At 61.9% G+C, this 24,276-nt stretch carries 17 protein-coding genes and 1 pseudogene; 10 read left to right on the forward strand and 8 right to left on the reverse strand.

Annotated features, from left to right (window positions below; genetic code table 11):
- Positions 1-103: 103 nt before the first annotated feature.
- Both KA248_12240 and KA248_12245 read left to right on the forward strand, forming a co-directional pair.
- Complete coding sequence (locus KA248_12240; protein ID MBP7830676.1) at positions 104-1,786, forward strand: hypothetical protein; 1,683 nt, start codon at positions 104-106, stop codon at positions 1,784-1,786.
- Positions 1,786-3,549: a hypothetical protein gene (locus KA248_12245; protein ID MBP7830677.1), complete on the forward strand. Its 1,764-nt coding sequence runs from the start codon at positions 1,786-1,788 to the stop codon at positions 3,547-3,549. Before KA248_12240 ends, KA248_12245 begins: the two co-directional genes overlap by 1 nt.
- An 83-nt stretch (positions 3,550-3,632) precedes the next feature.
- Here the strand turns inward: KA248_12245 and KA248_12250 are convergent, their stop codons facing one another.
- The 3 genes from KA248_12250 to KA248_12260 all read right to left on the reverse strand — a co-directional run bounded on the left by KA248_12250 (position 3,633) and on the right by KA248_12260 (position 8,356).
- Positions 3,633-4,076 carry a hypothetical protein gene (locus tag KA248_12250; protein ID MBP7830678.1) on the reverse strand — a complete coding sequence of 148 codons (444 nt, stop codon included), beginning with the start codon at positions 4,074-4,076 and terminating at the stop codon, positions 3,633-3,635.
- A gap of 418 nt (positions 4,077-4,494) precedes the next feature.
- Positions 4,495-6,117, reverse strand: coding sequence for a hypothetical protein (locus tag KA248_12255; protein MBP7830679.1), 1,623 nt, complete (start codon positions 6,115-6,117; stop codon positions 4,495-4,497).
- Between the two features lie 385 nt (positions 6,118-6,502).
- Positions 6,503-8,356 (reverse strand): HEAT repeat domain-containing protein, encoded by a 1,854-nt coding sequence (locus KA248_12260; protein ID MBP7830680.1) that lies wholly within the window; start codon positions 8,354-8,356, stop codon positions 6,503-6,505.
- 1,175 nt (positions 8,357-9,531) lie between these two features.
- On the opposite strand from KA248_12260, the gene KA248_12265 reads away from it, so the two are divergent.
- The 8 genes from KA248_12265 to KA248_12300 all read left to right on the forward strand — a co-directional run bounded on the left by KA248_12265 (position 9,532) and on the right by KA248_12300 (position 16,652).
- The gene (locus tag KA248_12265) at positions 9,532-10,074 is read left to right on the forward strand and encodes a hypothetical protein (protein MBP7830681.1); all 543 of its coding nucleotides are present in this window, start codon (positions 9,532-9,534) and stop codon (positions 10,072-10,074) included.
- Positions 10,071-10,496, forward strand: a complete 426-nt coding sequence (locus tag KA248_12270; GenBank protein ID MBP7830682.1) for a hypothetical protein — start codon at positions 10,071-10,073, stop codon at positions 10,494-10,496. The genes KA248_12265 and KA248_12270 overlap by 4 nt, the downstream gene beginning before the upstream one ends.
- 18 nt (positions 10,497-10,514) lie before the next feature.
- Positions 10,515-10,934 carry a hypothetical protein gene (locus KA248_12275; protein ID MBP7830683.1) on the forward strand — a complete coding sequence of 140 codons (420 nt, stop codon included), beginning with the start codon at positions 10,515-10,517 and terminating at the stop codon, positions 10,932-10,934.
- Between the two features lie 20 nt (positions 10,935-10,954).
- Positions 10,955-11,896 (forward strand): hypothetical protein, encoded by a 942-nt coding sequence (locus KA248_12280; GenBank protein ID MBP7830684.1) that lies wholly within the window; start codon positions 10,955-10,957, stop codon positions 11,894-11,896.
- 64 nt (positions 11,897-11,960) lie between these two features.
- Complete coding sequence (locus KA248_12285; GenBank protein ID MBP7830685.1) at positions 11,961-14,924, forward strand: hypothetical protein; 2,964 nt, start codon at positions 11,961-11,963, stop codon at positions 14,922-14,924.
- On the forward strand, positions 14,921-15,193 hold the full coding sequence (locus KA248_12290) for a hypothetical protein (GenBank protein MBP7830686.1): 273 nt from the start codon (positions 14,921-14,923) through the stop codon (positions 15,191-15,193). The genes KA248_12285 and KA248_12290 overlap by 4 nt, the downstream gene beginning before the upstream one ends.
- A 12-nt stretch (positions 15,194-15,205) precedes the next feature.
- A complete protein-coding gene (locus tag KA248_12295; protein ID MBP7830687.1) occupies positions 15,206-15,619 on the forward strand; it encodes a hypothetical protein in 414 nt (137 codons plus the stop codon).
- 115 nt (positions 15,620-15,734) lie between these two features.
- Positions 15,735-16,652, forward strand: a complete 918-nt coding sequence (locus tag KA248_12300; GenBank protein MBP7830688.1) for a S8 family serine peptidase — start codon at positions 15,735-15,737, stop codon at positions 16,650-16,652.
- A 523-nt stretch (positions 16,653-17,175) separates the two neighbouring features.
- Here the strand turns inward: KA248_12300 and KA248_12305 are convergent.
- The 5 genes and pseudogenes from KA248_12305 to KA248_12325 all read right to left on the reverse strand — a co-directional run bounded on the left by KA248_12305 (position 17,176) and on the right by KA248_12325 (position 23,915).
- Positions 17,176-18,510 carry a hypothetical protein gene (locus KA248_12305; protein MBP7830689.1) on the reverse strand — a complete coding sequence of 445 codons (1,335 nt, stop codon included), beginning with the start codon at positions 18,508-18,510 and terminating at the stop codon, positions 17,176-17,178.
- Positions 18,511-18,532: 22 nt separating this feature from the next.
- Positions 18,533-18,994, reverse strand: coding sequence for a hypothetical protein (locus KA248_12310; GenBank protein MBP7830690.1), 462 nt, complete (start codon positions 18,992-18,994; stop codon positions 18,533-18,535).
- Positions 18,995-19,163: 169 nt separating this feature from the next.
- A complete protein-coding gene (locus KA248_12315) occupies positions 19,164-20,528 on the reverse strand; it encodes an MATE family efflux transporter (protein ID MBP7830691.1) in 1,365 nt (454 codons plus the stop codon).
- 198 nt (positions 20,529-20,726) lie between these two features.
- Complete coding sequence (locus tag KA248_12320; GenBank protein ID MBP7830692.1) at positions 20,727-22,376, reverse strand: ABC transporter ATP-binding protein; 1,650 nt, start codon at positions 22,374-22,376, stop codon at positions 20,727-20,729.
- 481 nt (positions 22,377-22,857) lie between these two features.
- A pseudogene (locus KA248_12325) lies at positions 22,858-23,915 on the reverse strand (IS3 family transposase).
- Positions 23,916-24,276 lie beyond the last annotated feature (361 nt).

A 24,276-nucleotide genomic window follows, 5' to 3' on the forward strand; every position in this document is an offset into this window, starting at 1 on the left:
GCGTGACAGTGGCTGGTATGGCTTCGGAGAAGGAGACGAGCACTTTGCCCCAACCTCACCGCCAAACCCTAAGCGCGCGCCCTCCCCGAAGCCTGCCCGATCTATGACCGATGAGGACCGCAAGGCGATGTTTGCCAAGATTCGTGAGGGCGCCGAGTCAGGCCGGTCCTATGAGTCCCGGGTCACGATGCACCCCTCGACCTACAAGGGCGAGACCCCGGAAGAGGCCGCCGCCAGGCTGGACCGCTCCATCCCGTCCATCCTCGGGGACGCCGCCGAGTATCTCTACGACGGCCTTTTCCCTGGCATGTCGGGCTCGGAGGCCCTGCAGTTGCTCGGTGCGATCCAGGGCATGGCCTATTCCGTGAAGCTGGCCCAGTCCGCTGCGGCTGCGGCCGGCCGGGCCGTTCAGTTGAACACGACGGGCACGGCCGCGCGGCCGTCCATCTACGAATTCGCGGAGCCCTCTGCCGAGTACTTCCGCTGGTACCAATACGGCGGCAAGCCCCATTCGTCGCCGCTGTCCACGGCCCAGGCGGAATCCTACATGCGGCTGATCGGGCTAGGAAACCGGGCGGTTCACCTGGCCAATGCCGGGACGCCGGTCCAGTTCATGACCGACGAGCAGCGCCGAGCTATGTTCGCTCGCCTTCGCGGCGGCGGTGGAGGCGGAGGGGGCGGCGGCTCCTCTTCGTCCTATCGGCCGCTGAACTACGACAGCTCGCGCGACTACGAGGCTCGAATCGCCTCCCTTGAGCAGCAAAAGAAAAACTTGGAGGCCAGTATTCCGCCGCCGCCCGAGCCGCGCAGCTTCGAGCTCATCGACACGCGGGCCCTTGAACGTGAACTCCTGCGAAGCGGAATGCACCTGTTCGACATCAAGGCCCAGGTCCAGGCGGCCGAGGCCCAGAACCAGGCGGTCCGGGCTCAATTCCGCTCCATCGAGAAGCAGATCAAGGCCAAGTACAAGGACCCCAAGAAGCAGAAGGCGGCGCTCCAGGCGTTCTTCGACAAAGTGGCCGAGCAGAACGCGAAGGACCAGTACCAGTATGAGGATATCGTCCGCGAGGCCCAGGAACGGATCAACAAGATCGACGCGGCCATCGAACTGGAGCGAATCCGCAGTCGGGAAGCCTTGGAAGAGGCGGGGCGTCTCGAGTGGAACGCCGATAGCCGGGAACTGGCCCGCCAGGACCGCGAGGCCATCCGTGCGCAGATCGCCGAGGACAAGGCAGAGGCCCGCGCGGCGGCTCAAGCAGCCAAGGCCAACTCGCCCGAGGCCCAGGCTCGCCAGGAGAAGCAGAAGGTCACCACGCTCAAGACGCTGTGGCGCGATGCCGCCAACGGCGACGAGGGCGCCGTGATCCGCGGCTTGCAGAAGCTCGGTGTGGACCCGGCCACGGTGGACATCCCCTCGATGGTCAAGGAGGCCACGTCCATTGGCGTAGTCGGCCGGGACGCCAGTTGGCAGCAGCGCCTCCAGGCCCGGCAGGACAAGGCCAACGCCTATAACCGGCCCATCCCTGGTGTGGATGGCGATCCTATCCAGATCGTACCGCGCAGCACGGCCCAGTACCAGGACGCGCCGCTGCGGGGTACCGATCCGGGCCCGACTCACCACAACCCGGAGGTCTCGGACGCGGAAGTGAACTCGTTCCTCCGCTGGCAATCCGAAGCGGATGACATCGCGGCCCGCAGTAAGCGCGGCGCCATGCCTGATTGGCAGGCCAAGCAGGAAATGCAACGCGCCTGGCAGCGCCACCAAGATCGAATCTCGGGGGAGTAATGGCTGTCCTGCTTTCCAACTGGCGCGGCGGCTATCAGACCGACGAGCAGCGTAGGGCCATGTTCGCCCGCCTGCGTGGCGGCGGGGGTGGGGGCAGCGGTGGTGGATCGGGCGGGAAGGGCCGGTCCTATGACTCGCGCGTCACGATGCACGCCTCGACCTACAAAGGGCAAACCCCGGAGCAGGCCGCGGCGCAGTTGGACCGCTCGATCCCGGAGATCCTGACCGATACGGCCGCCTACTTGTACGATGGCTTCTTCCCCGGCATGTCCAGCGACGAGGTCTATGCCCTCGCCTCGGCATTCCCCGGCGGTGTCATCATCGGAACTGGATCGAAAGCGGCCGGGGCCGCCCGCGCCATAGGGCGCAAGACGCCGAAGCTGAAGGCGTTCCTTCGATCGCTGGCTGTCTTTGGCGGGGCGCTCGGCACCGGCCAGGCCGTTGGTTATTATCGGGACCAGAACCCGACCATGAACCCGCGAACGGATCACTTGCTCGCCCTGGTTCAGGACGCCGCGAATACGGTCGCGGCGCTCTCGGGGCTCAAGATCGCGAGGATCGGGATCGGCAGCCTCCCCGGCATGTCCCGCCTCGGCGAAGTGTTGGGGGCGGCCGGCAGCAAGATCAAGGCCGCCCAGGCCGCGGTGGCCGGCCACACGCCGGGGGTCATCAAGACGCCGCTTGGCTGGGTCGCCAAGGCGTACAACGCCGTGGCCGGGTTCACCGGCGCGGAGATCAAGCAGTTCGCCGAGATGCCGCGCGCCTTGAAGAAGTACCAGCTCGCGCAGGGGCTTACCGGCCGCGCGGCGGAGTTGCGGGCGCAGGCGGAGAAGATCGCGCGGCTGGCCCAGTCGCAACACGACTGGATGAAGTGGAAGGCCCACGAGGTTCTGGGGACTTCGCACAAAGGCGCCCGCGCGTTCTGGCCGTCGGCCGAACGAATGTACCAGGAAGGCGCCGGGAAGTTCTTCGCGGCGGAAGCAGGGATCGCGGGGTCGCGGCGGTCCGCCGCGCACCTGGTCAAAATGGCCGGCAAGGTCGACGCCAAGGCCACGAGGCTCAAGCAGGCTGCGATCGGTTCGCTCGCCCGCGCCGCTTACGTGACTGCAGGGGCCACGGCGGTTCACACGGCCGAGCAGGGTATCAAAGACAACTATCGCGCCGATATGGAGCGAGCCTTTGCCCAAGGCCAGCCGTTCATCCTGAACCCCGACGCCGACATCACCGACACTCCGCTCAAGCGCGCGGTCATGTTCGCCACGGGCACGCTCGGGAATCCGGTCGAGAAGCAGACGCGCTTCTACGTCGGTGGCAAGTACACCAAGGACCTGGCGGAGCGCGCCTACCAAGAATACCAGTACGATACCATAGAGGCCGCGCGAAAGGCCGGTCACATCACGGCCAAGGAAGCGGACCGGCTCCAGGTCGAGCGGGCGAAGCAGAAGCCATTCAACATGGCCGGCAAGTCCATTCACAGCTTCACGCCGGCCATTGCCGGGTTCGGCAAGTTCGCTGCCTCAACTGTTTCGAAGGCGATCAGGTACCGTGATCCATCGGAACTGAAGACGCTCTATAACCCGCAGCACGCGGCCGGTGTCGGCCTCATGGCCTACGGCAACACCGTGGGCGGTAAACTGCCGTCGAGCATCCCTGTTTCATGGAATGCGTTCCTAGCGGGGCAGGGTGTCTATCAGGCGTACAAGCAGGGGCCGAAGAACTGGCGGGGGAAGATATTCAAGCCGCTTCGCGTAGATCAACCTTGACCGAGTAGGCCAGCTGGCGTGGCGCCGATGGCTGGATGAGCAACCCCCAGTCAGTCGCGGCGACCCGATTCGCCGTTCCTTCCTCATTCTCTCGACAAGAAGTCGAGACTGGTCTTTGCGTCTCCAGTGGATCGCAATGCTGCAACCACGGGCAAGAATTCATTGTGGTAGAAATCCCAAAGCGCGAATGGATCCACGTTGTCTGGCTCGGAATAGCTACCACCCGCATTGCATTGACTCAGACGAAGGCGCAGTTCTCCATCGAAACTCCTGAACACTTTGCGGGCTTTATCGGTGCTAGGTCTGTAGTGTGAGTTAAAGACCCAGTCTCTGAGGGAAAATAGACCCGTGAAGACAAAGGCAACGACTTGCGGCTGCCTCGCGAACTCGGACGGCGCTAAATCGGCTACGAGCCGGTCAACGATTTCGGCGAAGGCGACTGCTGCGGAAGGGTCTCCATAGCCGCAGCACTTCCGTACAGCCTCCATATCTGTTGCCGCATCGTCACAAGAATATTTGTGCGTCATTAGTCATTCCTCTGGCGACGTACGGCTTCTGGAGCGGCGCGTCAGCGACGTACACAGCAGGCCGTGGTGTACGCCCAGCATGTGGATGAACTGATGGGGTTCAAGTCCACCTTCGGAGGATCAGGATAGCGAATGAATAGCCAAAGGCAAGGGCGGTTCCGCTCTCATGGCCCACGGCAATACCGTGGGTGGCAAGCTGCCGTCGAGCATCCCGGTTTCATGGAACGCGTTCCTGGCGGGGCAGGGGGTCTATCAGGCCTACAAGCAGGAGCCGAAGAACTGGCGAGGGAAGGTAGTCAAGCCCTGTCAGGTAGAACATTCGTAATCATATGCAGTGCCGCATCACTGCGTCGGCACGTTGAACTGCATCAATAGCGGCGTGATCAGTCTAACGCGCATCTCGATGGGAGGTAACTGGCTATGGTGTGAGAGCGCGAATTCGGTAATGCGCGGAAGTGAACCCGTCCATATCGCCGAAAATAAGTGGCGCGGGTCCTCCGGTCGCAGTTGAGCCGATAGGAGTCCAGTTTTGAGCCATCAGGTCTGTTGAGCGTTCCATGCGGCAGACCGCCCCGGAAACGACGTTCCAAGTAATGGCGTTGGATGCCGCTGCGCGTATGGATGCTGAACCCCATTCCCATGCTTCAAATGCACCGATATCGGCGCGCCCATTCAATATACGGGCTACACCGTTGAAGTCACTTGCGCCGATATCCACAGTGCTGGAAGGGCCTGCATCTACGCAGGGGGAGGCGGGCGCGGGCCGGAAGATTTCGTCCGCAAATACCGGATCCAGAGTGATATTGCCGACTCCGCTTGTCGGCAGGGGGAACAAGCAGGAATAATCAATCGTGAATGGCGTATAAGGAGAGAATCCATCGCTGTATTCCCAGTTATCTTCCTGGCCCATCTTGTCGTAATTATACCGCACGATGTTATTCACCGCCCGATCGGGATCTCGAATAGTCAGCCCGTTGGCCACGCCAATCCCGCTCACGCCAATGTTGGTATTCAGCACGATGACGCAGCTGATGAAATGGTTGGAGTAGCCGCTTGATATGCAACCGCCGCCGCTATTTTCCGCAACTACTGAATTAAGCAATGTCGCGCGGGTATATAAAGTTACTCCGCCGCCGCTCAAGTCGGCCCGATTATTGCGTACGATGCAGCCAATCGCCCTTGATCGGTCTAGGCTCAATCCTCCTCCGTTTCCATTCACGGAGTAATTGCCAGTGAATGTGCATCCTTGAACAAGGGCGGTTCGAGTCAACATTGCCCCAGCGCCTTCGGCGCTGTTGATGATGTTGCTGCACGTCACCAGGTTGCCGGCCACTCTGGAATTACGCAGAACTCCTGAAGCATTCGTCCCGTTGGCTCCCTGCAGAAACACACCGCCGCCATATGGACTGCCCCCGTAGTATCCGTTGGTTCTGGAAGATGTGATGGCCGCGTTGCTCTCAACCGCGCAACGGTCAATCATGACATATCCGTTGTTGGTGGCGGTCTTCGCATAGATACCGCCTCCGCGCGCTCCCGGAGGCCGGGGGAATACATCCACAGCGTACAGGATTCCGTGAGCCAGGTTGTCACGGACTGTGCAGGCCCTTAACGTCCCGCCATTCTGGATAAAAACCCCACCCCCACAAGCGGCATAGTTAACGTAGTCAATAAAAGCGGTATCCACGGGATTGCTGGCCGTGACGTATCCCCGCAGGATGGTAAACCCTTCTACGACAGCTCCCGTGTTAGCGATGAGCACGCAGCGGTTTGAACCGCCTCCGTCAATCCACGTGGACTCAGCATTATTCGAACTGATCAGGGTAATCCCGTTGGTGATGACGACCACGTTGGGGCCGTAGTATGTGGCACCGAAGCCCGAATAAGTCCCTTCGCCGACGATGACCGTGTCGCCGTTCGTCGTCAGGTTGACGGCGGCTTGAAGTGTACGTGCGGCCGATGTCCAACTTAAGTAGGGGGGTGTATCCGCGCCATTGGTTGCCACGTGGTAGATCAGGCTTTCAGCCTGGTGTGAGCAGGCCATGAGAAGCGTGCATAACAAGGCCAATCGGCAGAGAGGTGAGGGCCGTACGATTGTCCTGCGTCCTAGACATGGAAGAAGCCAAATATTCATAAGTACATAAAATCAGATGCGGTCTTGTAACGCAAGCTCTGCAAGTGGATGGCGCGTCCTTGATGGTTAGCATCGCAGGGTTGGTGTTTTTGAAAGCCAACCAGGGGGGCATCAGGCCTACAAGCAGGGGCCGAAGAACTGGCGGGGAAAAGTCTTCATACCTATCGGGATATATCAGCCTTAGCCAAAAAGCCTGCCGTTTGATGTGGCCCTTAGCTTCCCGCAGTCAGTCAGGCGGGATTCGTCCCTCTTCTTGTTGTCGTGTCTGGCGCGCGTTGTGAAGGCATGTATCTATTCATTTCGCGTCAAGACCCATAGCGACATACAGAGACGTCAGCTCTATTGAGCGCCCGCCGATGACTGTCTCATAATCATTGTCATGCCCTCGGTCATGAAGGATTCCCCCCTCCCAAGAAATCTCAATCCGCTGGCCCAGTGAGGAGATCTCATCATAGTGATGCTGGCTTAGCATGCCCTTCTGACGAATACACTCAAGTAGCGCTGACAAGTGCCTCACGATTGCTTTGACTCGCGCCTCAGTTATATCCATCACCCAACCCGCATGCTTCACGTCGGAGATGTGAAGGCGCATAAGGCCGGCGTCTCGCAGTCGTTCGCATATTGCGTGAACACTCTCGGGCATGCCAATCTTCGCAAGAGCGTATGTCACCTTTTCATCGACGCTTTCAATATGCCACCGATAATGGTTATGCCTGACAATTCTTTCCAAGCATTGCCTGGTTTCAGGGCTACAGTCTGAACACAGAACCTCAACGACAATGGTGACCATATCGCTATCAGGTTCGAAGTGCCGGTTAACGTATCTGCTGTCGTTGGCGATCTTCTCCAGTGTAGGTCTTGCAATGATGTTCAAAAGGAGTTCCGCGCACCTTGGATCGCCCTTTTGACTTAGTAAGCGTGCAGCCCGCGCTCTGATAGAGAAATCCTCATCCTGCAAGGATTGCAATAATGTCGGGCTGGAATCCTTGAAGCGGTCTAGGCGCGCTCTTGATCTAACATACTCAATAACTTTGTGGGATACACGAGATCCGTGAGAGTAATCTGTACCCGCATTCTGCGAAAGCACGCTCAGAGAGGCAATTATCTGCTCGATAGCTGACTGTGTTGTGAACGACCTTAGAACTTCAACAAGGACAGGTTCATTACAATTCGATTGATGGAATGCGTCAAGAAGAAGTGGGAGCCATTCAGTCTCATGTTTCTGAAAGATGCCAATGATGCGGTTCCTGTCTATTTCCGTCAACGGGCGACATGATCCACCCCATCCCGGTCGAAAAGGGGACGACCACGTAAGCATCTTGAAAAGGATGGCCCGTGCACGACTATCTCCGCTTGCGGATAGCCGGTCGATGTCGTCGGATTCTCCACGGATCCATGAGGCCCACTGCGGTTCGCCAAGTTTCGCGAGCGCGCCTGCGGCGTTAAGCCGTATATCTCCGTCCAGAACGTCAATCAAATGCTCGGTAGCGCGATTGTCGCCAAGTTCGCCTAGAGCATCGGCGGCAGCCATCCGAACCACGAGGTCTGGGTCCTGCAAAGCTGCAATTAAGTGACTGTAGGCCTGCGCTCCTCCGCACTTCAGGAGGCCAAAGACTGCTTGGGCCCGGTCGTTAGCCCAATGGCTGTTTTGCAGTGTTGACACCAATAAGTCGACTGCCTGTGGATGGTTGCTTAGCCCGAGTCTTCTGAAGTCCAAGTCCTCCCCTCGTATCCAGGTTTTCCATTGTAGTTCGCCTAATTCTGCCAGAGATGATGCTGCGGCGCGCCGCTTACTTGCATCTTCTGAACCTAGAATGCCTCTAAGCACGTCGATCGCTCGCTTGTCTCCGAGTTTACCCAAGGCGTCAATCGCCCCTGTATGATTGCAGCACCGGTCACGTTCGGGCCTCTTAAGGAAGTGGATTAAGGCTTCGGCTGCTCGCGTGTCACCGGAGTTGCCCAACGCATTGATGGCAGAGTTGACTACGACCCCATCGTCGTCATCAAGTGTCGGCAGTAGGAGATCGATTAGCCGTGTGCTACCCGTTGTTGCTAGACCCCGTACTGCTGCTTCGCGGATACGACAGTCTCGGCTTCTTAAGCGACGCGAATACCAAAGCGTGCTGAGGTAGCGAGCTATGCCGGTCATTTTGTTTCCTAGCTCAAGAATTATATCCTGTCGACCGAAGATTCAAGCGAACCAGTGGCGCAAAGCGTCGCATGGTACAGCCGGTTGTTGAGGTAGAATTCATCATTTATGTTATGCTCTGAAGAAACGCCTCGAAATATGGCTTCTCTATTTCGAGGGAAAGTGACTGAAATTCTATCATACACTCAAGTCCGGGTTCAATAAGCAGGGGTACTTTGGCGTATTGAAGTCTATGATCGCTGTAGCAGACTTCGTACGCTTGAGTTGTCGCTATTCTGATGTAGTGCGATGATATACGAGGAAACCGTGGTCGCATTTCCGGAGGATCCCAAATGGTCAAATGCCGGTGGGCGAAAAGTGCTTGTTGCCAGGGAAAGCGAAGGCGTGTTTCTGACGGTTCCTCAACTATGATCAATGCTGCAGACGCGCCGCCTAGTCGCAACCTCGTGTCTCTGCTGTTCGACGTCATTCTGTTTGGCCACTTCTGCATACCTGCGTCGTTCTTGAATCCTGGAGGGGTACTCCATCGTGGCATGTGGCCTAGCGGTGGAAACATGGCCTCCGCCTTTTTGCGAAACTGTTCTGGATACCTGGCTGGGTCCAATAGGAAGTCGATGTACAGTCCCGCATTGTGACTCAATTCCACAGCGATCTCGCTGGCGGGGACCCCTTGTCCCCCCAGTTGTTTGTCGATGCGCAGACACGCTTCAACACCATGCCGATCCGTGGGGGTGCCGTTCTTGCATTGCCACAGGTCGTCAACAACGCCAGGCTCGTTCATGACTTGCGCAAGTAGTAAGTCGGCAAGTGTCTTGTCCATTGCGTCTCCTGTCTTATCTCAACCTTGTCGAGCACATTTCTTGTGATCTTTATGCTGCCCGCACTGGCGACATGACGCAACGATTATGAATGTGTTATGCGACAGCTCGTCCATACATGTTCCCAACCGCTTTCACATTTTATCTCGGCTATTCGCCGACCCCAGCAAATAATAAGCCTTGACATTCCAATGGCGATATAGTAAGCATATCCACAATGAGAGACCGAATCTAACCACAGAGCTTTAGGGCAACCGCGCGGCCTAATTAACCGCGAGGCATCCCAGAGAAAGGCGGCAAGTTGGTGCCAACTCACCAGTTGCCGCCTTTTTCTTTTGCCCAAGAAAGGACACGAACATGGCAGAGCAACCGACCGAGACGCCGGCCCCCGAGAAGGTGGACCTGGCGCAGTTGAAGCAGATGCTGAAGCTCCCCGAGACGGCCACCGAGACGGACATCATCACGGCGCTGGTCCAGCTGATCGCGCAGCTCCAGCAGAAGTACGACGCGCTCCTGGGCGACGCGGTGGCGCTGGAAGACGACGTGGCCAACCGCTATCTGGCCGACTTCGAGGACCTGATCCCGAACGAGAGCCGCGAGTTCTGGAAGTCCTCGCTCCTGCATAACCGCGACGAGACGCTGGGTATCCTCGTGGGCCTGCGCAAGGTCCGGGACGAGGCCAAGCCGGCGCCTGCGGCCGAACCCAAGGCGGACCCGAAGCCCCTGTTCCGTAACCGGCTCGTGGTCGCCCGGACCGTCTCCGAGCTGGCCGAGGAAAGCCCGGCCACCAGCATCAGCCGCGCGGTGGCGATCCGCAATCGCGCCCACCAGATCCGCAGCACCGAGAAGATTCCGTATGCCCTGGCGTTCTCCAGGGCCGAAAGGGAGATCGAGCAATGAGCCAGACCAATGTGAAGACCGGCCGATTTGTCGTCCTTGCGGGCGAAGACCTGACCGACATGGAAGACCGCCTGGTCATGCTGACCCATGACACCGGCGTGCCGGAAGTGAAGCTGCCCGCCGCCAACGACGACCCGGCGGTGTACCTCCTGCTGGAGGGCGCGGCGGACACGGAGAACGTGTCTGTGGACCCGATCCAGGCCGGCCAGAACTACCGCGTCGTTCTGGACGGCACCTGCAACCCCGGCGACAAGCTGGTCCTGGCCGACGGGGCGGGTACCGCCGCCAAGAAGGGCAAGGTCCGGGCTCTGCCCGCGGCCGCGGGCACCTATCGCGTGCTGGGCATCGCCGAGTCTTCGGGCGTGGACGGCCAGCTGGTCCTCATGCGGGCCGCGAGCCTCGGTTTCGTCACGGTGATCTAACCCCGAAAGGAATCCATCATGAACCGCATCCTGAAACTGACCGCAGCCCTCGGCCTCCTGGTCGCCGCCGCGTACTTCGCGTTCGCCACGGACCCGGAAGCGTCCTTCCGCGAAGGCGTCCGCACGCAGGTGATGTCCAACATCTACAGCGTGGCCGTGAGCTTTCCCGGCAACGTCACGATCACGAGCAATGCCACCGTTTCCGGTAATGCCACGATCACCGGCAACCAGGTCGTGGGCGGCACCGCGACCACGGCCGTCCTGAAGGTTCTCGGCGCGGCCACGGTGGACGGGGCCGCCACCCTCACGGGCGGTATCACCGGCGGCACCACTGTAACGCAGGTCTGGTACTCCGTACCGCAGTCCACGGCCAACGCCGTGACCAACACCTTGATCATCTACAAGGGCGTTGGCCAGACCCTCACCCAGGCCCCTTAAGCCACGAAAGGAACACCACCATGAGCAGACTCGCATCCATCAGCAGCGACCCGGTCCTGAAGGAATTCGCCCAGGGCGTCGCCCAGGACTCCGTCATGCCCGTCGCCGACTTCCTGGCCCCGACCGTCCCGGTCTCCAAGAGCGTCGGCCGGTACAAGAAGTACACCGAGAAGAACCGCTTCCGCATCCCCGACACGCTGCGCGCACTGGGCGGCCGGGCCACGGAGCTCAAGTTCGAGGTGTCCGACGACACCTACAACTGTGAGCCCCACGCGCTGGACTATCCCGTGGACAACCTGGAGCAGCTCGAGGCCGACGGGATCATGAACATGCTGCGCGAGGGCGCGGTCGCCATCGCCCAGGTCGCGGCCCTGTCGCACGAGAAGCGCGTCATTGACGCCGCCCTCGAGGCGGTGGGCGCCGGTACGGCCAAGACGTGGGATGCCGCTTCGGACCCCGTCTCCGACGTGGACACCTCGATCCTGCAGGTCATCAAGGCCTGCGCGTTCGGCTCGGTCATGAACGTGGGCGTGCTGTTTGGCGCCACCGCCTGGAAGATCTTCAAGAACGCCGCGGCGGTCCGTAACCGCTTCGTCGTAGGTTCCGGCGGCAAGTCCGGCGTGGGCCTCGCGGTCCCGTCCGAGCAGTCGGCCAACCAGCTGTTCATCGGGAGTCCCGAGGTGCGGACCTCGTACATGGTCTACGACACCCAGCCCGAGGGCAAAGCCGCCGACTACAGCTTCCTGCTGGACTCGACGGTCCTGGTGTTCACCCGGATGCCCCAGCCGTCGCGCCTCGACCCGAGCTTCATGAAGACGTTCCGGCTCATGAACAACTACATGGTCCCGAGCTCGTACGTCCGGGACGACGGCCGCGTGGAAGTGGCCAAGTTCGATTGGTCCGAGGACGTGAAGGTGACGAACACGGCCGCGGCGGTGCGGCTGAACATCTCGGCCTCCTGATCGGGGTCGGTAACTGGAGAAGGGGGCCGGGGCGGTAACACGTTCCCGGCCCCTTGTTCTGAATATGGAATGGATTGCGCTAACCGAGGAACTGATTCTGGCGGACTTCCCGTCGGAGCTCCGGCCGCTCTACGATGACTGGCTTGTGGAGAACCCGACCAAGGCGGACCGCCTCGCCTCGATCATCGCCAATACCGCGGCCGAGATCCGGGCCTTGATCGCCTCCAACCCCGTGAACCAACTCGACGAGGACGAGACCAAGATACCGCTGTCGCTACTGCGGCAGGCCGAGACCCTGATCTACTTCACGCTCTCCATGGAAATGGGCGTGTCCATCGCCCCGGAGGCCAACCAAGCCATGATCCGCGCCGAGATCACCCTGCGCACGCTCGTTTACGGCCGCTATCTCGTGTCGGGCGGTTCCGCCGAGGACCAGCCGTCGCCGCTCTATAACCCGGAACCCGAGCCGCCTGCGGCCCGGACGCTGCCGGCGTTGGCCGCCGTGCTGGCCCTGTTCCTGGGCGTTACCGCCGCCCCGGCGGCCTGGGTGAAGCCTCCGAACCCCGGCACCCAGTTGACCGAGGTGGACCCGTTCTGGACCGCTTTCCGGGCCGGTGAGCTCGTCACCATCGGCAACAACGCCGTGGGCTCCGGCGATGCCGTGGCCATCGGCACGTGGGCCAACTCGGACGCGGGCGGGTTCGCCATCGGCTCCCACGCCGACGGCTCGACCTTCGGTTCGGTCCTCGGGTTCTACAGTGTGGGCAGCCTCTACGGCGCTGCCTTCGGCTATCAGGCCGACGGCCACGATCACGGCCTCGCCATGGGCTACAATGCCACCGGACACACCTACGGCGTAGCCCTGGGCTACCAGGCTGCTGCCGATAATTATTCGGTCGCAATCGGCGCGGATGCCCGTTCGGTCTATGGCCTTGCGGCGGGTTTCCGTGCGTCTGCACAGGGGCAGGGGGCCGCGCTGGGCTGGTACGCAGACGCGGGGCCCTCCGGCACGGCGATCGGCTATACGTCCCGGGCGGACACGAACGGCACGGCTGTAGGTGCAGACGCCAGCGTCAGCCTGCACGGTACGGCCGTTGGAAGGGCGGCTGGCGCGGGGTTCTACGGTGCGGCCCTGGGGTCGGGCGCCAATGGCTCCGACTCCGGTGTGGCCATCGGCTATCACGCCCTGGGCTCGTCCTCGAACATCGCCATCGGCTACCGGGCCCGCGCTGACGTGCCCGAAACGCTGATCTACGGCTGCAACACCTGTATGTCGCCCTCGGCCGAGTTCCCGAGCCCCACCGGCTACATGACCGGCTATCCCACGAACCGCATCAGCATCGGGCCGGACACTTTCAACCTGGTGGATAACTCGGCCCTGATCCGTGGGTCGCTCTATCTCGATGGGGCCACTGCCGTTCACTATCGCGCCACGTTCGGGACTGGCGAGTGGGTCCAAGCGTTTCCAGTTTCAGCTCTATCCGAAGCTGATCCGTTATGGAGCGCTGTCTCCAATACTGTCACCACTAATATCCTGACGTGGCTTGGACATCCGGCCCGCACTATCGAGAGCCCTTGGATCACCAGTTGGAATGCCAAGGTGGATGAGGCTCCCTTGGATTCTTCGAGATATGTTCGCCTTAACGGCTCCTGGGTTGCCGCCTCGCCCGGTGGCATGACCTACTTCGCAGAGCGCACAGGGAACGTCCATCAGGCAGGTGCCTGGCTCTTCAGCACGAATTCTTCCGACAGTAATGCCGGCGGCCTTTTCCTTGGAAGTAACTGGTCGTTCTCTGCTTGTTACCCGGACGGGTCCGTAGCCTACGGGGCCGCCCGCGGGCGGTTCTCCGTCGACCTCTGCGTGGCGGGCCGCAATGCCTCCAACCGTGTTGCATCCGGCATGGGTACGTTTATCGGTCCGGGGTATCGCCTGTATGCGGGGCCGTGCTCCTATTCCGTCATATCCGGCGGCAACGAGAACTACATCTACGGCAGCGACAACGACGCCAATTGCGCCAACAACTTCATCGGGGCCGGAAACGTCAACAGGACGTACTACCGGGTCAGCAACTGCTTCATCGGGGCGGGCGACAACAACTACCACTACAACGGCGGCAACGGGAACTTCATCGGTGCCGGGTCGCGCAATACCATCAACGCGGGCGGCGGCAACTATGTCACCTACAGCGCCGTCGTGGCCGGGAAGGGCAATACCATTGAGAATACGGCCAGCCACATCTTTATCGGCGCCGGCGAAACGAACTACGTGAAAGCTTCCGAGGGGGCCTGGATCCCCGCCGGGTATTCGAATCGCATCGTCGAGGCGGCCTATGCCGGGGTACTCGGGGGCTTCGGGAACACCGTTACCGGCGCGTACTCCATGGCTGGGGGCGCCTATGCCTTCGCGCGGCACAAAAACAGCTTCGTGTGGGCGAACGGCCTCCCAGTTGAATCCTCGTCCAGCAATCAGTTCGTGGTCGGTGTGAAGGACGGCGCTTTTGTCGTGGATGGTGGCCGGCAGGACCATCCAGCTATCTCCGGGCACAAGACCTTCCTGTACAACCTGGCCACCAACAGCTCCTTCTACATCATGTACACCAATGGCATCGCCACCAAGCTCTGCGAGCACAACGCCTACGGAGAGCGCGTTCTCGAGGATTACGATGTCGTAACCGGAATCACCCGCACCCGTAACATCGACGAAGAGCGAGCCGCCGAACTGGCGTACCAGCTCGCCGAGATCGAAGCATGGAAGTCGGCGGCGAGTTGGACCGATCTGCAGGCCGCCATGCTGAAAGCGGCCGATACGCGCCACGCGGCGTACCTGGCGGCGTATAGCGAGGTAAAGACGGGTCCCTCTTGGGAAGAGGCCGAGGCCTCCCGGAAAGCGCTGCGCGATGCGGAGATCGCGGCGTGGGAAGCCGCCGTATCTACCCAACCGGAGGAGGATCATGGTCAGCGGCCCGATCCTTACATCACGGTCCCCAGTCCCGGGCGCCCGAAGAAACAAGGCGCGGAGGTGAAATGATGACCTGTCTTTCCAAGCTTGTACCCATATCTGTCGGGAGCCTGGCCGCCCTGGCCAGCGCCGCGCCTGCATCGCCCGAGGCCATCGAGGCCGTGAGCAAGTGGCCGGTGACCGTGGTCCTGGGGGCCGTCTGCTGCTTCTGCGTGTACCTGATGTACCGGCAGGGGGCCGACTACCGGGCGAGCCTGGATAAGGTCGCGGACTCCCTCAACAACCTTTCGAAGAACCTGGCCGAGCGACCCTGCATCCGTGACCCGAAAAACGATTAGGAGGAACCGACCATGAAGAAACTGCTGCCGTTCCTGTTTGCCACGGGGCTCCTGTTGAGCTCCGGCTGTGCCACCGTCCTGACGAACCAGCTCCTGCAGCGCCAGGACTCGGTTCGCGTCGAGGTCGAGGGGAAGACGGTCATGGTCGGGGTGGACCTATTCGCCCTGGACGAGATCGGCGATCATCCGTTCATCCACGGCTTTGCGGCGGTCCTCGACCTTGGCGCGGGCTACCTGGTCTACGACGCCCTGGAGGACAGCGGCGGGAGTAGCTCCACCCACAGTACCACGGCCTACACGATCCAGACCGGCGACAACTCGCCCGTGTACTTCATGGAGAACTCCTCCGTGAACAACAACCAGAGCAGCGCGCCCGCGCCGGCCCCGGTCGAGGAAACGGCCCAGCGTGCCCGGAGAGCGCGGTGAAGATCCTTGCGGTCATCCTGGCGGTGGTCCTGCTGGCCGGCTGCAAAGCGCCCGAGGGGTACGATTGGGACACCACCCCGGACCACGACGGCGAGGAATACGTCGGGGGCGCCCCGTGAAGCTCCTGTGCATAGACAGCCAGGGCGAGCGCATCCATGCCCCGTACCGGGACCTCCTGCCCAACATCGAGATTCGCGGCACGGCCACGCCCGAGACGTGGCGGGATTCGATCTGCCACGAGCACGGCTCGCTCTGCGGCTGGCTCCTGGCGTTGCCCGCGCAGGCGGCTATCCTGGCCGGCGAGTTGGCCGAAAAGGTCGAGTTGGTCTTCTGCCGCATCTTCGACCAGAACGCCCGGTTCATCCCCAGCTCCGAGGAGCGCATCCTCGATGTAATCCGGGAAGAGCGCCCCGATATGGTCTCGCGGTCCTGGGGGCAGTGGGATCTGGACGATACACTCGGCGAGTTCTACGCGCAGGTCGAATGGGCCGACTGGGCCCAGCGCTACGCCGCGCTCCAGGCCGAGATCGGGTTCCTGGACGTGGGCGCTGCAGGCAACGACGACGATAACGACAAGGACGATGACATCGTTTACCCGCAACGCCTCCTGGAGAACTGCTGTGTTATCGGTGCGGCGCACCGGTCCGGCAAGCCGGCGGCGTGGTCGGGCGATGGGGCCGGGGTGCTCTGCGTGATGTGGGGCGATCGCGTTTACTCGCCGGACGCCACGGGCCGCTGGCGCTTGTGGTCAGGGACCAGCGCCGCCACGCCGAAGTTTGCCGGGGCCGCGGCCCTGCGCCGGCTTCAGGCTCGCGAGCTCAAGGTCGCGGTCATGCACGAGGCCACCAAGCCGACCAAGGCGATGTACGCGAACATGACGCATCACGCCAAGTGGGGCTTCGGCAACTGGGAGGAAGCCTGGCAGAAGTACGCGCGTCTCATGCCCACCGAGCTCATGCCGCCTTCCGCGCCGGCGGGGATCCAGAGCCTCGTCGCGCCGATCGAGTTCTTCGAGTTCAAGCGGATAAGTTGAACCGACAGCAAACCAGATTTGAACTCGCGCCCTTTTGCAGATATGGCAGATGAAAGCGGCATTTTTGAACTCACCGTTTTCTGGAAAATATGTGAGGGTTATGTGATTTGCTTGACAGAAAATGACCTCGATTGCCGACGATTGCAAAATTCATCCTGTTTCCATAAATGCAACCGTCTGCAATCGTTGTAAGAGAAATATGCAATCATCTGCAACGCAAATAGTTGCGACTTTCTAATTGGGGTGCAAAAGGTCAGGAGTTCAAATCTCCTCGCCCCGACTCCTCGCTTTTTCAGGTCCCGTGGCGCGGATATGTACTTCGCCTACATCCTCTATAGTCCGTCCTCCGATCGACACTACACCGGTTAAACGCAGGGTATTCGGCAAAGGCTAGCCTTTCATGCCGCGGGCTCGACGCCCGCCACGGCCGGTAGAGATTCGGGACGCCGCCCCGATCCCGGGGTCTGGGGATAGGCGTCACGCCCATGGCTCGATAATCGTTGCGGCGGGCGGGCTATCCTGGCTAGAACGAAAACGTCTCGTCGTGGATCGCGCGGCGCGGCAGGCCCAGCTCGCGCAGATGCCCGATCACGGCCCGGCGGAAGGAGCCGGGGCCGCAGACGTAGGCCGCCGTGCGGGCGACCTCGGCCGGTTCGATGCACGCGTTCAGCAGGGCCCGGTCCACGCGCCGGCCGGCCCCCGCCGGCTCGCGCGTCAGTACCGGGACGAATCGGAACGCCGCATGGCGGCTTGCTGCCGCCTCGAAGAATCCCTCGTCGATCCGTTCTTCCCTGGCGCGCAGACTCCAGATCAGCGTTACCGGATCGGCGAGGCCGGCGGCATCCCACTCCTTGAGGATGGACAGGAACGGCGTGATGCCGATGCCGCCGGCCACGAAGAGATACGGGCCGGCGCCGCGGGCCGGCGTGAATCGCCCGTACGGGCCGTCGCAGAGCAGCCTGGCGCCCGCGGACGCCGCCGGCAGGGCGGCCGAGTAGTCGCCGAGCGCCTTGACGGTGATGTGGAGCGTCTCGGAACCGGGGGGCGAGGAGATCGTGAACGGGTGTTCCTCCATGCCGCATGCGGGCGAGAGAATGCGGAAGAACGCAAATTGGCCGGCGCGGTGTTCGAGCTTGCTGCCGTCAGGCCTGGCGGCGCGGATTTCCACGGCGGAGTCGTTGAGCCGGCGTACGGCGGTGACACGGAATGCGCGGCGATAGCGGAAGGCCACCCTCAAGACCTTGTGATAGAAATGCACGAGCAGCGCCACCGCCCCCCAGGCGCCCATCAGCCCGAGCCGGGCCCTTGTCTCCGCCGTCGGCGAGGCCATCAGCACGTGCGCCGTCGCCAGGGCGAGCGCCGGCGCGGTCAAGTTGTGGAAGAGCTTCAGGCGCGAGTAGTCGAAACCGAGCCGCCGCGCGCCGAACTCTCGCAGGGCGGCCACGGGCGCGATCCGGTGCAGCGGATTGCCGACCATGAAAAGGACCGTGACCAGGCTCACGGCGGAAAAAAGCCCCAGGGCGAGTATCCCGAGGGTCGTCTGGACCGTGCCGGGCGCGGAGAAGAGGTACTTGAAGACGGCGTGCGCGAAGCCGAAGGCCAGGGCCGCGCCGGCCATCCGGCCGTGAAAGACCATCACGCGGTCGTGTCCGAACAGCCGGTCGATGCCGCGAATCCGCGCGGACAGGATCAGGGTGTTGGCGAAGTAGACGTAGCTCACGATCCCGCAGAACATGCCCAGCGAGTAGCTGTGCAGGATCGAATACCAGTTGCCGGCGAAGTAGGCCTGGAGCGGCGCTGCGGGGCAGAGCACCGCCGCGCCGAGCCATAGAATCCGCTGCCATCGCTCGCCGGCCATCGGCCCGCACTCCATCCGCCCGCTACTTCGCGTCGGCCGAAGACAGGATCGTGCCTATCCGCGCCACGTAATCGGCGGCCAGGGCCTTGACCCCGCTTTTGCTCGAGGCCGACGTGACCGCGTCGACGTCGGCGATCACCTTCCAGTTGCTCGTCTGCGTGGTGTGCAGGAGAATCCGGCCGGCCTGGGCCTTGTTCGCCTCCAGCCATTCCGTGATCCAGGGGCGGACCTTGGAATTCACGCCGGAGTTGGTGATGAACACCGCGTCGAAGTCCGCGGCCTTCGCTGCCAGCCCGCCCTGGGAATGCAGGACCTTGGTCACCTCGCAGCCCTGCTGCGCCAGCAACTGCTCCATCTCCTCCACGAGCGCTTCCTTGAAGTTGGTCTTCTCCCACGCGAGCAGCACCCGCTTTTTCGGGGCCTCCTGCGCCAGGACCGCTGCCGCCAGAAAAACCGTCACCCCCGCCGCGACCGCTGCTCTCATGCTCTCCTCCGCCGGTTGTGTCCCGCACCGCCTTATGTGCGGCACGGGGAAAGCATAGGGCAAGCCGTCCCGCGCCGCAACAGGAGAGAAGGCCCCGCGCGCGCCCGGACCAGGGCGGCCCGACCTTGCCGCCGCCCCGCCGTCCTACGGTGTTCATTTCCGAAGCCGACTAGATTCTTTTCCATTGCCAGCGCCGGGACTCGAACCATGCGACCACCATGATGCCCTGGGCGACGAAGGCCGCGGCGATGGCCCACCAGATGCCCTCCGTCGCCGGGGTCAGCACGCGCGAGAGGAACAGAGCCAGCGGCACCTGCAGGCCCCACAGGGCGAGAACCGTGATGACCATGGGCCCGAGCGTGTCGCCCGCCCCGTTCAAACCGCGGCCGAGCACGATGCCGAACCCTGCGAAGACGTAAAACGGGGACACCACGCGCAGGTAGCGCGCGCCGGTGGCGATGACTTCCTCCTGGCCGTTGAACGCGCCGATCAGCGACCTTGCGAACAGCATGAGGGCCGCCCCCGCGAGCAGCATGAACAGCCCGTCCAGCCCCGCGGCGACCCAGACCGAACGCCGGGCCCGCTCGGGTTTCCCCGCCCCGAGGTTCTGTCCCATCATCGTTGCCGCCGCCCCGCCCAGCGCGAAGGCCGGCATCAGGATGATGAAGTGAAAACGCATGCCGATACCGTACGCGGCCACGGCCGTCGTGCCGCAGGTGGCCACGACCCACATCAGGATGACGTTCATCAGGCTCCGGGAGAGCATCTGGCCCGAGCCCGGGATGCCGATTTTCAGGATGCGCCACGCGAGCGGGAAGTCGGGCTTCCAGTAGCGCCAGCGGGCGTGCAGCCGCGCGCTGCCGCCGAGCAGCACCCAGAGCGCGAGGGCCGCCGCGAAGGACTGCGCCAGCACCGTGGCCCACGCCGCCCCGGCCACGCCGAGGCGGGGGAAGGGGCCCGGCCCGAAAATGAGGAGCGGATCGAGCGCGATGTTCAGCACGTTGGAGGCCGCCATCACGTACATCGGCGTGTGCGCGTCGCCCGCGCCCTGCAGGGCCGCATTGCCGATGAAGAGCAGGTACACCGTGAAGCTGCCGACGAGGCAGATGCGCAGATACATCGCGCCGTGGGCGGCCACGTCGGCGTCCGCGCCCATCACGTGCAGCAGCGGTTCAGCGACAAACCACCCGACGATACCCGACAGGCCCCCGAGGATCAGTGACAGGAAGAGCGACTGGCCTGCCGCGGAACTGGCCTCGTCCGGCCGTCCCGCGCCGACCGCGCGCGCCACGAGGGCCAGCGTGCCCGTCGAGAGGCCCATCAGCATGGGGTAGAGCAGCATCAGGATCGTGCCGGCCATCGCCACCGAGGCGACGGCCACGGGACCGAGCCGGCCGACCCAGAAGAGGTCGATCAGGCTCTGCACGTTCTGGAGCAGGGCGCCCACCAGCATGGGCATGGAAAGGCCCAGGATGGCCGGCAGGATGCGCCCGCCGGTGATCTGCTCGGGATAAACTCGTTTTAAAAAAGCCATGCCGTGCGCGGCCTCGCTAAAGGAGAAGTCATACTGCACGAGCCGGCGGCAAAGTCAAAGGGAACCGCCGATCATGTTGGGGCTGAACAACAGGCTCGTAGCGCCTGCTGTACCGCGGGCGTCCGTTGAAAGTACAGCGGGGGCTACGACCCCGCTGCGACTCTTGCCAAAAAGCGTCAAGGCGCGAACGGCTGCCGGTCACGACTGGAACCGGCGGAGGCGGGCAAATTCGCCGTCCCGCGCCATCAGTTCGTCCGGCGTGCCGAGTTCGACCAGCCGGCCCTGTTTCAGCACGGCGATCCGGTGGGCATGGCGGATCGTCGAAAGCCGGTGCGCGACGATGAAGGTCGTCCGGTCGAGGATCAGGCGTTGGAGCGCTTCCTGAACCAGGCTCTCGGAGGCTGCGTCCAGGGAAGAGGTGGCCTCGTCGAGCACGATGACGCGCGGGTTGCGGATCATCGCCCGCGCGATGGACACCCGCTGGCGCTCGCCGCCCGAGAGCCGGGCGCCGCGCTCGCCGACCCGGGTGTCCAGGCCCTCGGCGAGGCGGGAGACGAGCCCGCGCAGGTTGGCGGCCTCGATCACCCGCTGCACCTCCTCCTCGCGAGGCTCGCGGAGTCCGTAGGTGATGTTGTCGCGGATCGAGCCGGAGAACAGGACCGTCTGCTGGGGCACCACGGCCAGGAACCGGCGGTAGGTGCGCAGGTCCAGTTCTTCCATGGGCTGCCCGTCCAGAAGGATCCGGCCGGAGGTCGGGCGATGGAACCCGATGAGCAGACCCATCAGCGTGCTCTTTCCCGCGCCGGATTCGCCCACCACGGCCAACGTTTCCCCGGGCTTGACCTCCAACGAGAAATCATCCAGCGCGTGAAACGCACCGGAGGGGTAGGCAAAACAGACGTGTTCGAAGGTGAAAGCGCCCTGCACGTTCTCGACCGGCTTCTTGCCCTCGTTGCGCTCGATGTCCTGCGATTCCAGCACCTCCCCGATAGAACGGACCGACTCCAGGCCGCGCGCGATCATGGGATAGCTGTTCAGGAGCATGTTCACCGAGCCTAGGATCATCATGAAATACGACGAATACATCGTGACCTCGCCCGGCGTGATCCGGCCCCGAAACGCCAGGTGCCCGGCGACCATCAGGCTCAAGAGCACGGGCACCTGGAAGGAGACCCAGGCCACGGAGCCGAACAGGGCGTTGAGGGTGTCCAGGCGCAGCCCGCTTTCCCGCACTCCCGCCAGGTGCGTTTCGATCGCGGCGATCTCATATTCCTCCGCGCCGTGCGCCCGGGTAATCGGGATCATGGAAATCATCTCCGCGACACGGGCGGACATCGCCTCGATCCGGGTGCGAAAACCCTTGTTCAGGTCGCGAAGGCGGCTGCGGAAAAAGCGCATGACGACGGCGGCGACCGGGATCGTCACAAAGTAGAACAGCGCCATGGCGGGGGCGCGGTTCCAGAAGGTTACGCCGATGGCAAAAGCGATGCTGGTGAGGCCGTTCAACAGCATCACGAAGCAGTACCGGCACAATCCTTCCACGGCTTCGACATCGCGGAGCATCTTGGCCTGCATGGCCCCGGTATGCGTGCGGTCGTGGAACGCGATGGAGAGCTGCTGCAAGCGTTGGGTCAGGGCGCCGCGCAGTTCTTTTTCCACGCGGCGGATCACCCGGCTCAACTGGGTTACGTGGATCAGTTCGAAGGGGATGTTCTGGACCAGCAGGGCCAGCATGATAGCCCCATCCATCCAGAGCCGACGCAGATCGTGCTTTTCCGGCAGGGCGACGACATCGATGACGTCCGCCATGACGATCGGCAGAATCCAGACCGGCGAATGCTTGATCACGAAGCAAATCGCCGAAAGCGCCAGACGCCAGGCCTCCGGTCGCAGCAAGGCCCACAAAGTGTCCAAAGCCTGCCTGGATATACGCGGTTGGTCCGAGCGGTTCATATGGGTTCCGGCAGGGGGGATTCGAGCGGAAAGCCGTCGCGTTGGCAAGTCGCATGAATCGGGAACTGCAGAAAACAGGGTAGGGGGTCGGGTTGCAGTGCCTTGGCGCAGAGCCCGCCCCCCTGCTGGCTTGCCGGAAGGCGCTGGAGCTTGTCAAAGTACGGACAATTACACGACAGTCTCAAATGAAGTCATTCGATATGGTTATGAATCTGACCTGACCCCCGATTCCGGACCACTTTCAATGAGAGTCTTGGCCGGTTGTTGTCCCACTTTTAAGCACGACTGCCTCCACGTTCAAGGAGTTATCCATAGTCGCCGCGGAGGCCCACTCCACCGCAGCGGCGGCTGTGGGTAACTCCGCCGCGGCATAACGCTCTGCCGGGGTCTGGTTCCCTATCGAGCTGTGCGGCCGCTCCGTGTTGTAATCCTCCCGCCACGCCTCGATGATCCTCCGGCAGTCGTCCACGTTGAGGAACCAATGCTCGTTCAGGCATTCGTCCCGGAACTTGCCGTTGAAGCTCTCGATATATCCGTTCTGGTTGGGCTTCCCCGGCTGGATAAAGTGCAGTTTCACATCCCGAGTATACGCCCAGGCATCCATCGCCGCGCCTGTGAACTCCGGCCCGTTGTCCATCATGATCTGTTGCGGCAACCCCCTCTCGACTTTCAGCTCTTCCAGCACCCGCACCACCCGGACCCCGCCGATCGATGTGTCCGCCTCTATCTTCAAGCACTCCCTCGTATAGCAGTCGATAACGGCCAGCAGCTTGAGCTTCTGTTGCCCGGCCCGGTCGCTCAAGAAGTCCATGGCCCATACCTGGTTTGGCTTCGTAGGTTCCACCAGCGGTTCTCGCTCTCCCCGGCTGATTCGCTTGCGTTTGCGCCGATAGACCTGCAACTGGGCCTCCCGGTAGATCCGGGCGATCCGCTTGTGGTTATCTCGCCATCCCTCCCGGCGCAGCTTGACCGCGATCCTTCGATAACCCCACCGTCGGCGCTTCCTCGCCAAGGCGCAGATCGCCTCCCGCAGAGGTTCGTCCCTCCGCTTTTGCTCTCGATAGTAAAACACGCTGCGGGGCAAGTCCAACGCTCCACAGGCCCGCCGCACGCTCACCTCGAAATCCCCAACCAGGTGATCGGCCGCGTCCCGCCACGCCATGGAGCTCACCATTTTTTTGAGGCCACATCCTTCAGCATCAGGATGTCCAGCGCCTGGTCGGCCACCAACCGCTTCAGGCGCCGGTTCTCCTCTTCCAGACTCTTCAGCCGGCGAGCATCACTGACATCCATGCCTCCGTACTTGGCCTTCCACCGGTAGAACGTGCCCTGGGATATCCCGTGCTTACGCAGGAGATCCGGCAAGGGAAACCCCGCCTCTGCCTCCTTCAGCACCCCGATAATCTGCTCCTCCGCGAACCGTTTTCCGCGCATTTCCAGTCCTCCGTCCTTTCCTTGTTGTAGACCAGAGGACTCTCTTTGAAAATGGCCCAGTTTCAGGGGATCAGGTCAAATCACATTGCCATGATTGATGTAGTCATAAAACATTAATGATAATAAAATAACAACGTACGATAAAAATACTAGACAAAATGTTGTTTATAATCGTATTTGAGGTCAATAATCATAATATATTATAATATAAGGTAATACATAATAAAAACTGCATTGAATTCGGTATCTTTGCCTTGTTGACACAGAAAAAATGTAAGAAAATTGTTAGCAAGTTACAATACATTGCATATAAATATAATATGGAATATGATATCATATTCAAACGCCTTGACATGCTGAT

It is taken from the genome of Kiritimatiellia bacterium (assembly GCA_018001225.1).
In the GTDB taxonomy this organism is placed as follows: domain Bacteria; phylum Verrucomicrobiota; class Kiritimatiellia; order CAIQIC01; family JAGNIJ01; genus JAGNIJ01.

Coding starts and splice junctions, on each gene's coding strand:
- KA248_12255 (MBP7830679.1), bottom strand. CDS start 6,117: ATGGCCTGCTCACACCAGGCTGAAAGCCTGATCTACCACGTGGCAACC.
- KA248_12240 (MBP7830676.1), top strand. CDS start 104: ATGACCGATGAGGACCGCAAGGCGATGTTTGCCAAGATTCGTGAGGGC.
- KA248_12295 (MBP7830687.1), top strand. CDS start 15,206: ATGAAGAAACTGCTGCCGTTCCTGTTTGCCACGGGGCTCCTGTTGAGC.
- KA248_12260 (MBP7830680.1), bottom strand. CDS start 8,356: ATGACCGGCATAGCTCGCTACCTCAGCACGCTTTGGTATTCGCGTCGC.
- KA248_12270 (MBP7830682.1), top strand. CDS start 10,071: ATGAGCCAGACCAATGTGAAGACCGGCCGATTTGTCGTCCTTGCGGGC.
- KA248_12310 (MBP7830690.1), bottom strand. CDS start 18,994: ATGAGAGCAGCGGTCGCGGCGGGGGTGACGGTTTTTCTGGCGGCAGCG.
- KA248_12280 (MBP7830684.1), top strand. CDS start 10,955: ATGAGCAGACTCGCATCCATCAGCAGCGACCCGGTCCTGAAGGAATTC.
- KA248_12285 (MBP7830685.1), top strand. CDS start 11,961: ATGGAATGGATTGCGCTAACCGAGGAACTGATTCTGGCGGACTTCCCG.
- KA248_12265 (MBP7830681.1), top strand. CDS start 9,532: ATGGCAGAGCAACCGACCGAGACGCCGGCCCCCGAGAAGGTGGACCTG.
- KA248_12290 (MBP7830686.1), top strand. CDS start 14,921: ATGATGACCTGTCTTTCCAAGCTTGTACCCATATCTGTCGGGAGCCTG.
- KA248_12315 (MBP7830691.1), bottom strand. CDS start 20,528: ATGGCTTTTTTAAAACGAGTTTATCCCGAGCAGATCACCGGCGGGCGC.
- KA248_12250 (MBP7830678.1), bottom strand. CDS start 4,076: ATGACGCACAAATATTCTTGTGACGATGCGGCAACAGATATGGAGGCT.
- KA248_12245 (MBP7830677.1), top strand. CDS start 1,786: ATGGCTGTCCTGCTTTCCAACTGGCGCGGCGGCTATCAGACCGACGAG.
- KA248_12305 (MBP7830689.1), bottom strand. CDS start 18,510: ATGGCCGGCGAGCGATGGCAGCGGATTCTATGGCTCGGCGCGGCGGTG.
- KA248_12275 (MBP7830683.1), top strand. CDS start 10,515: ATGAACCGCATCCTGAAACTGACCGCAGCCCTCGGCCTCCTGGTCGCC.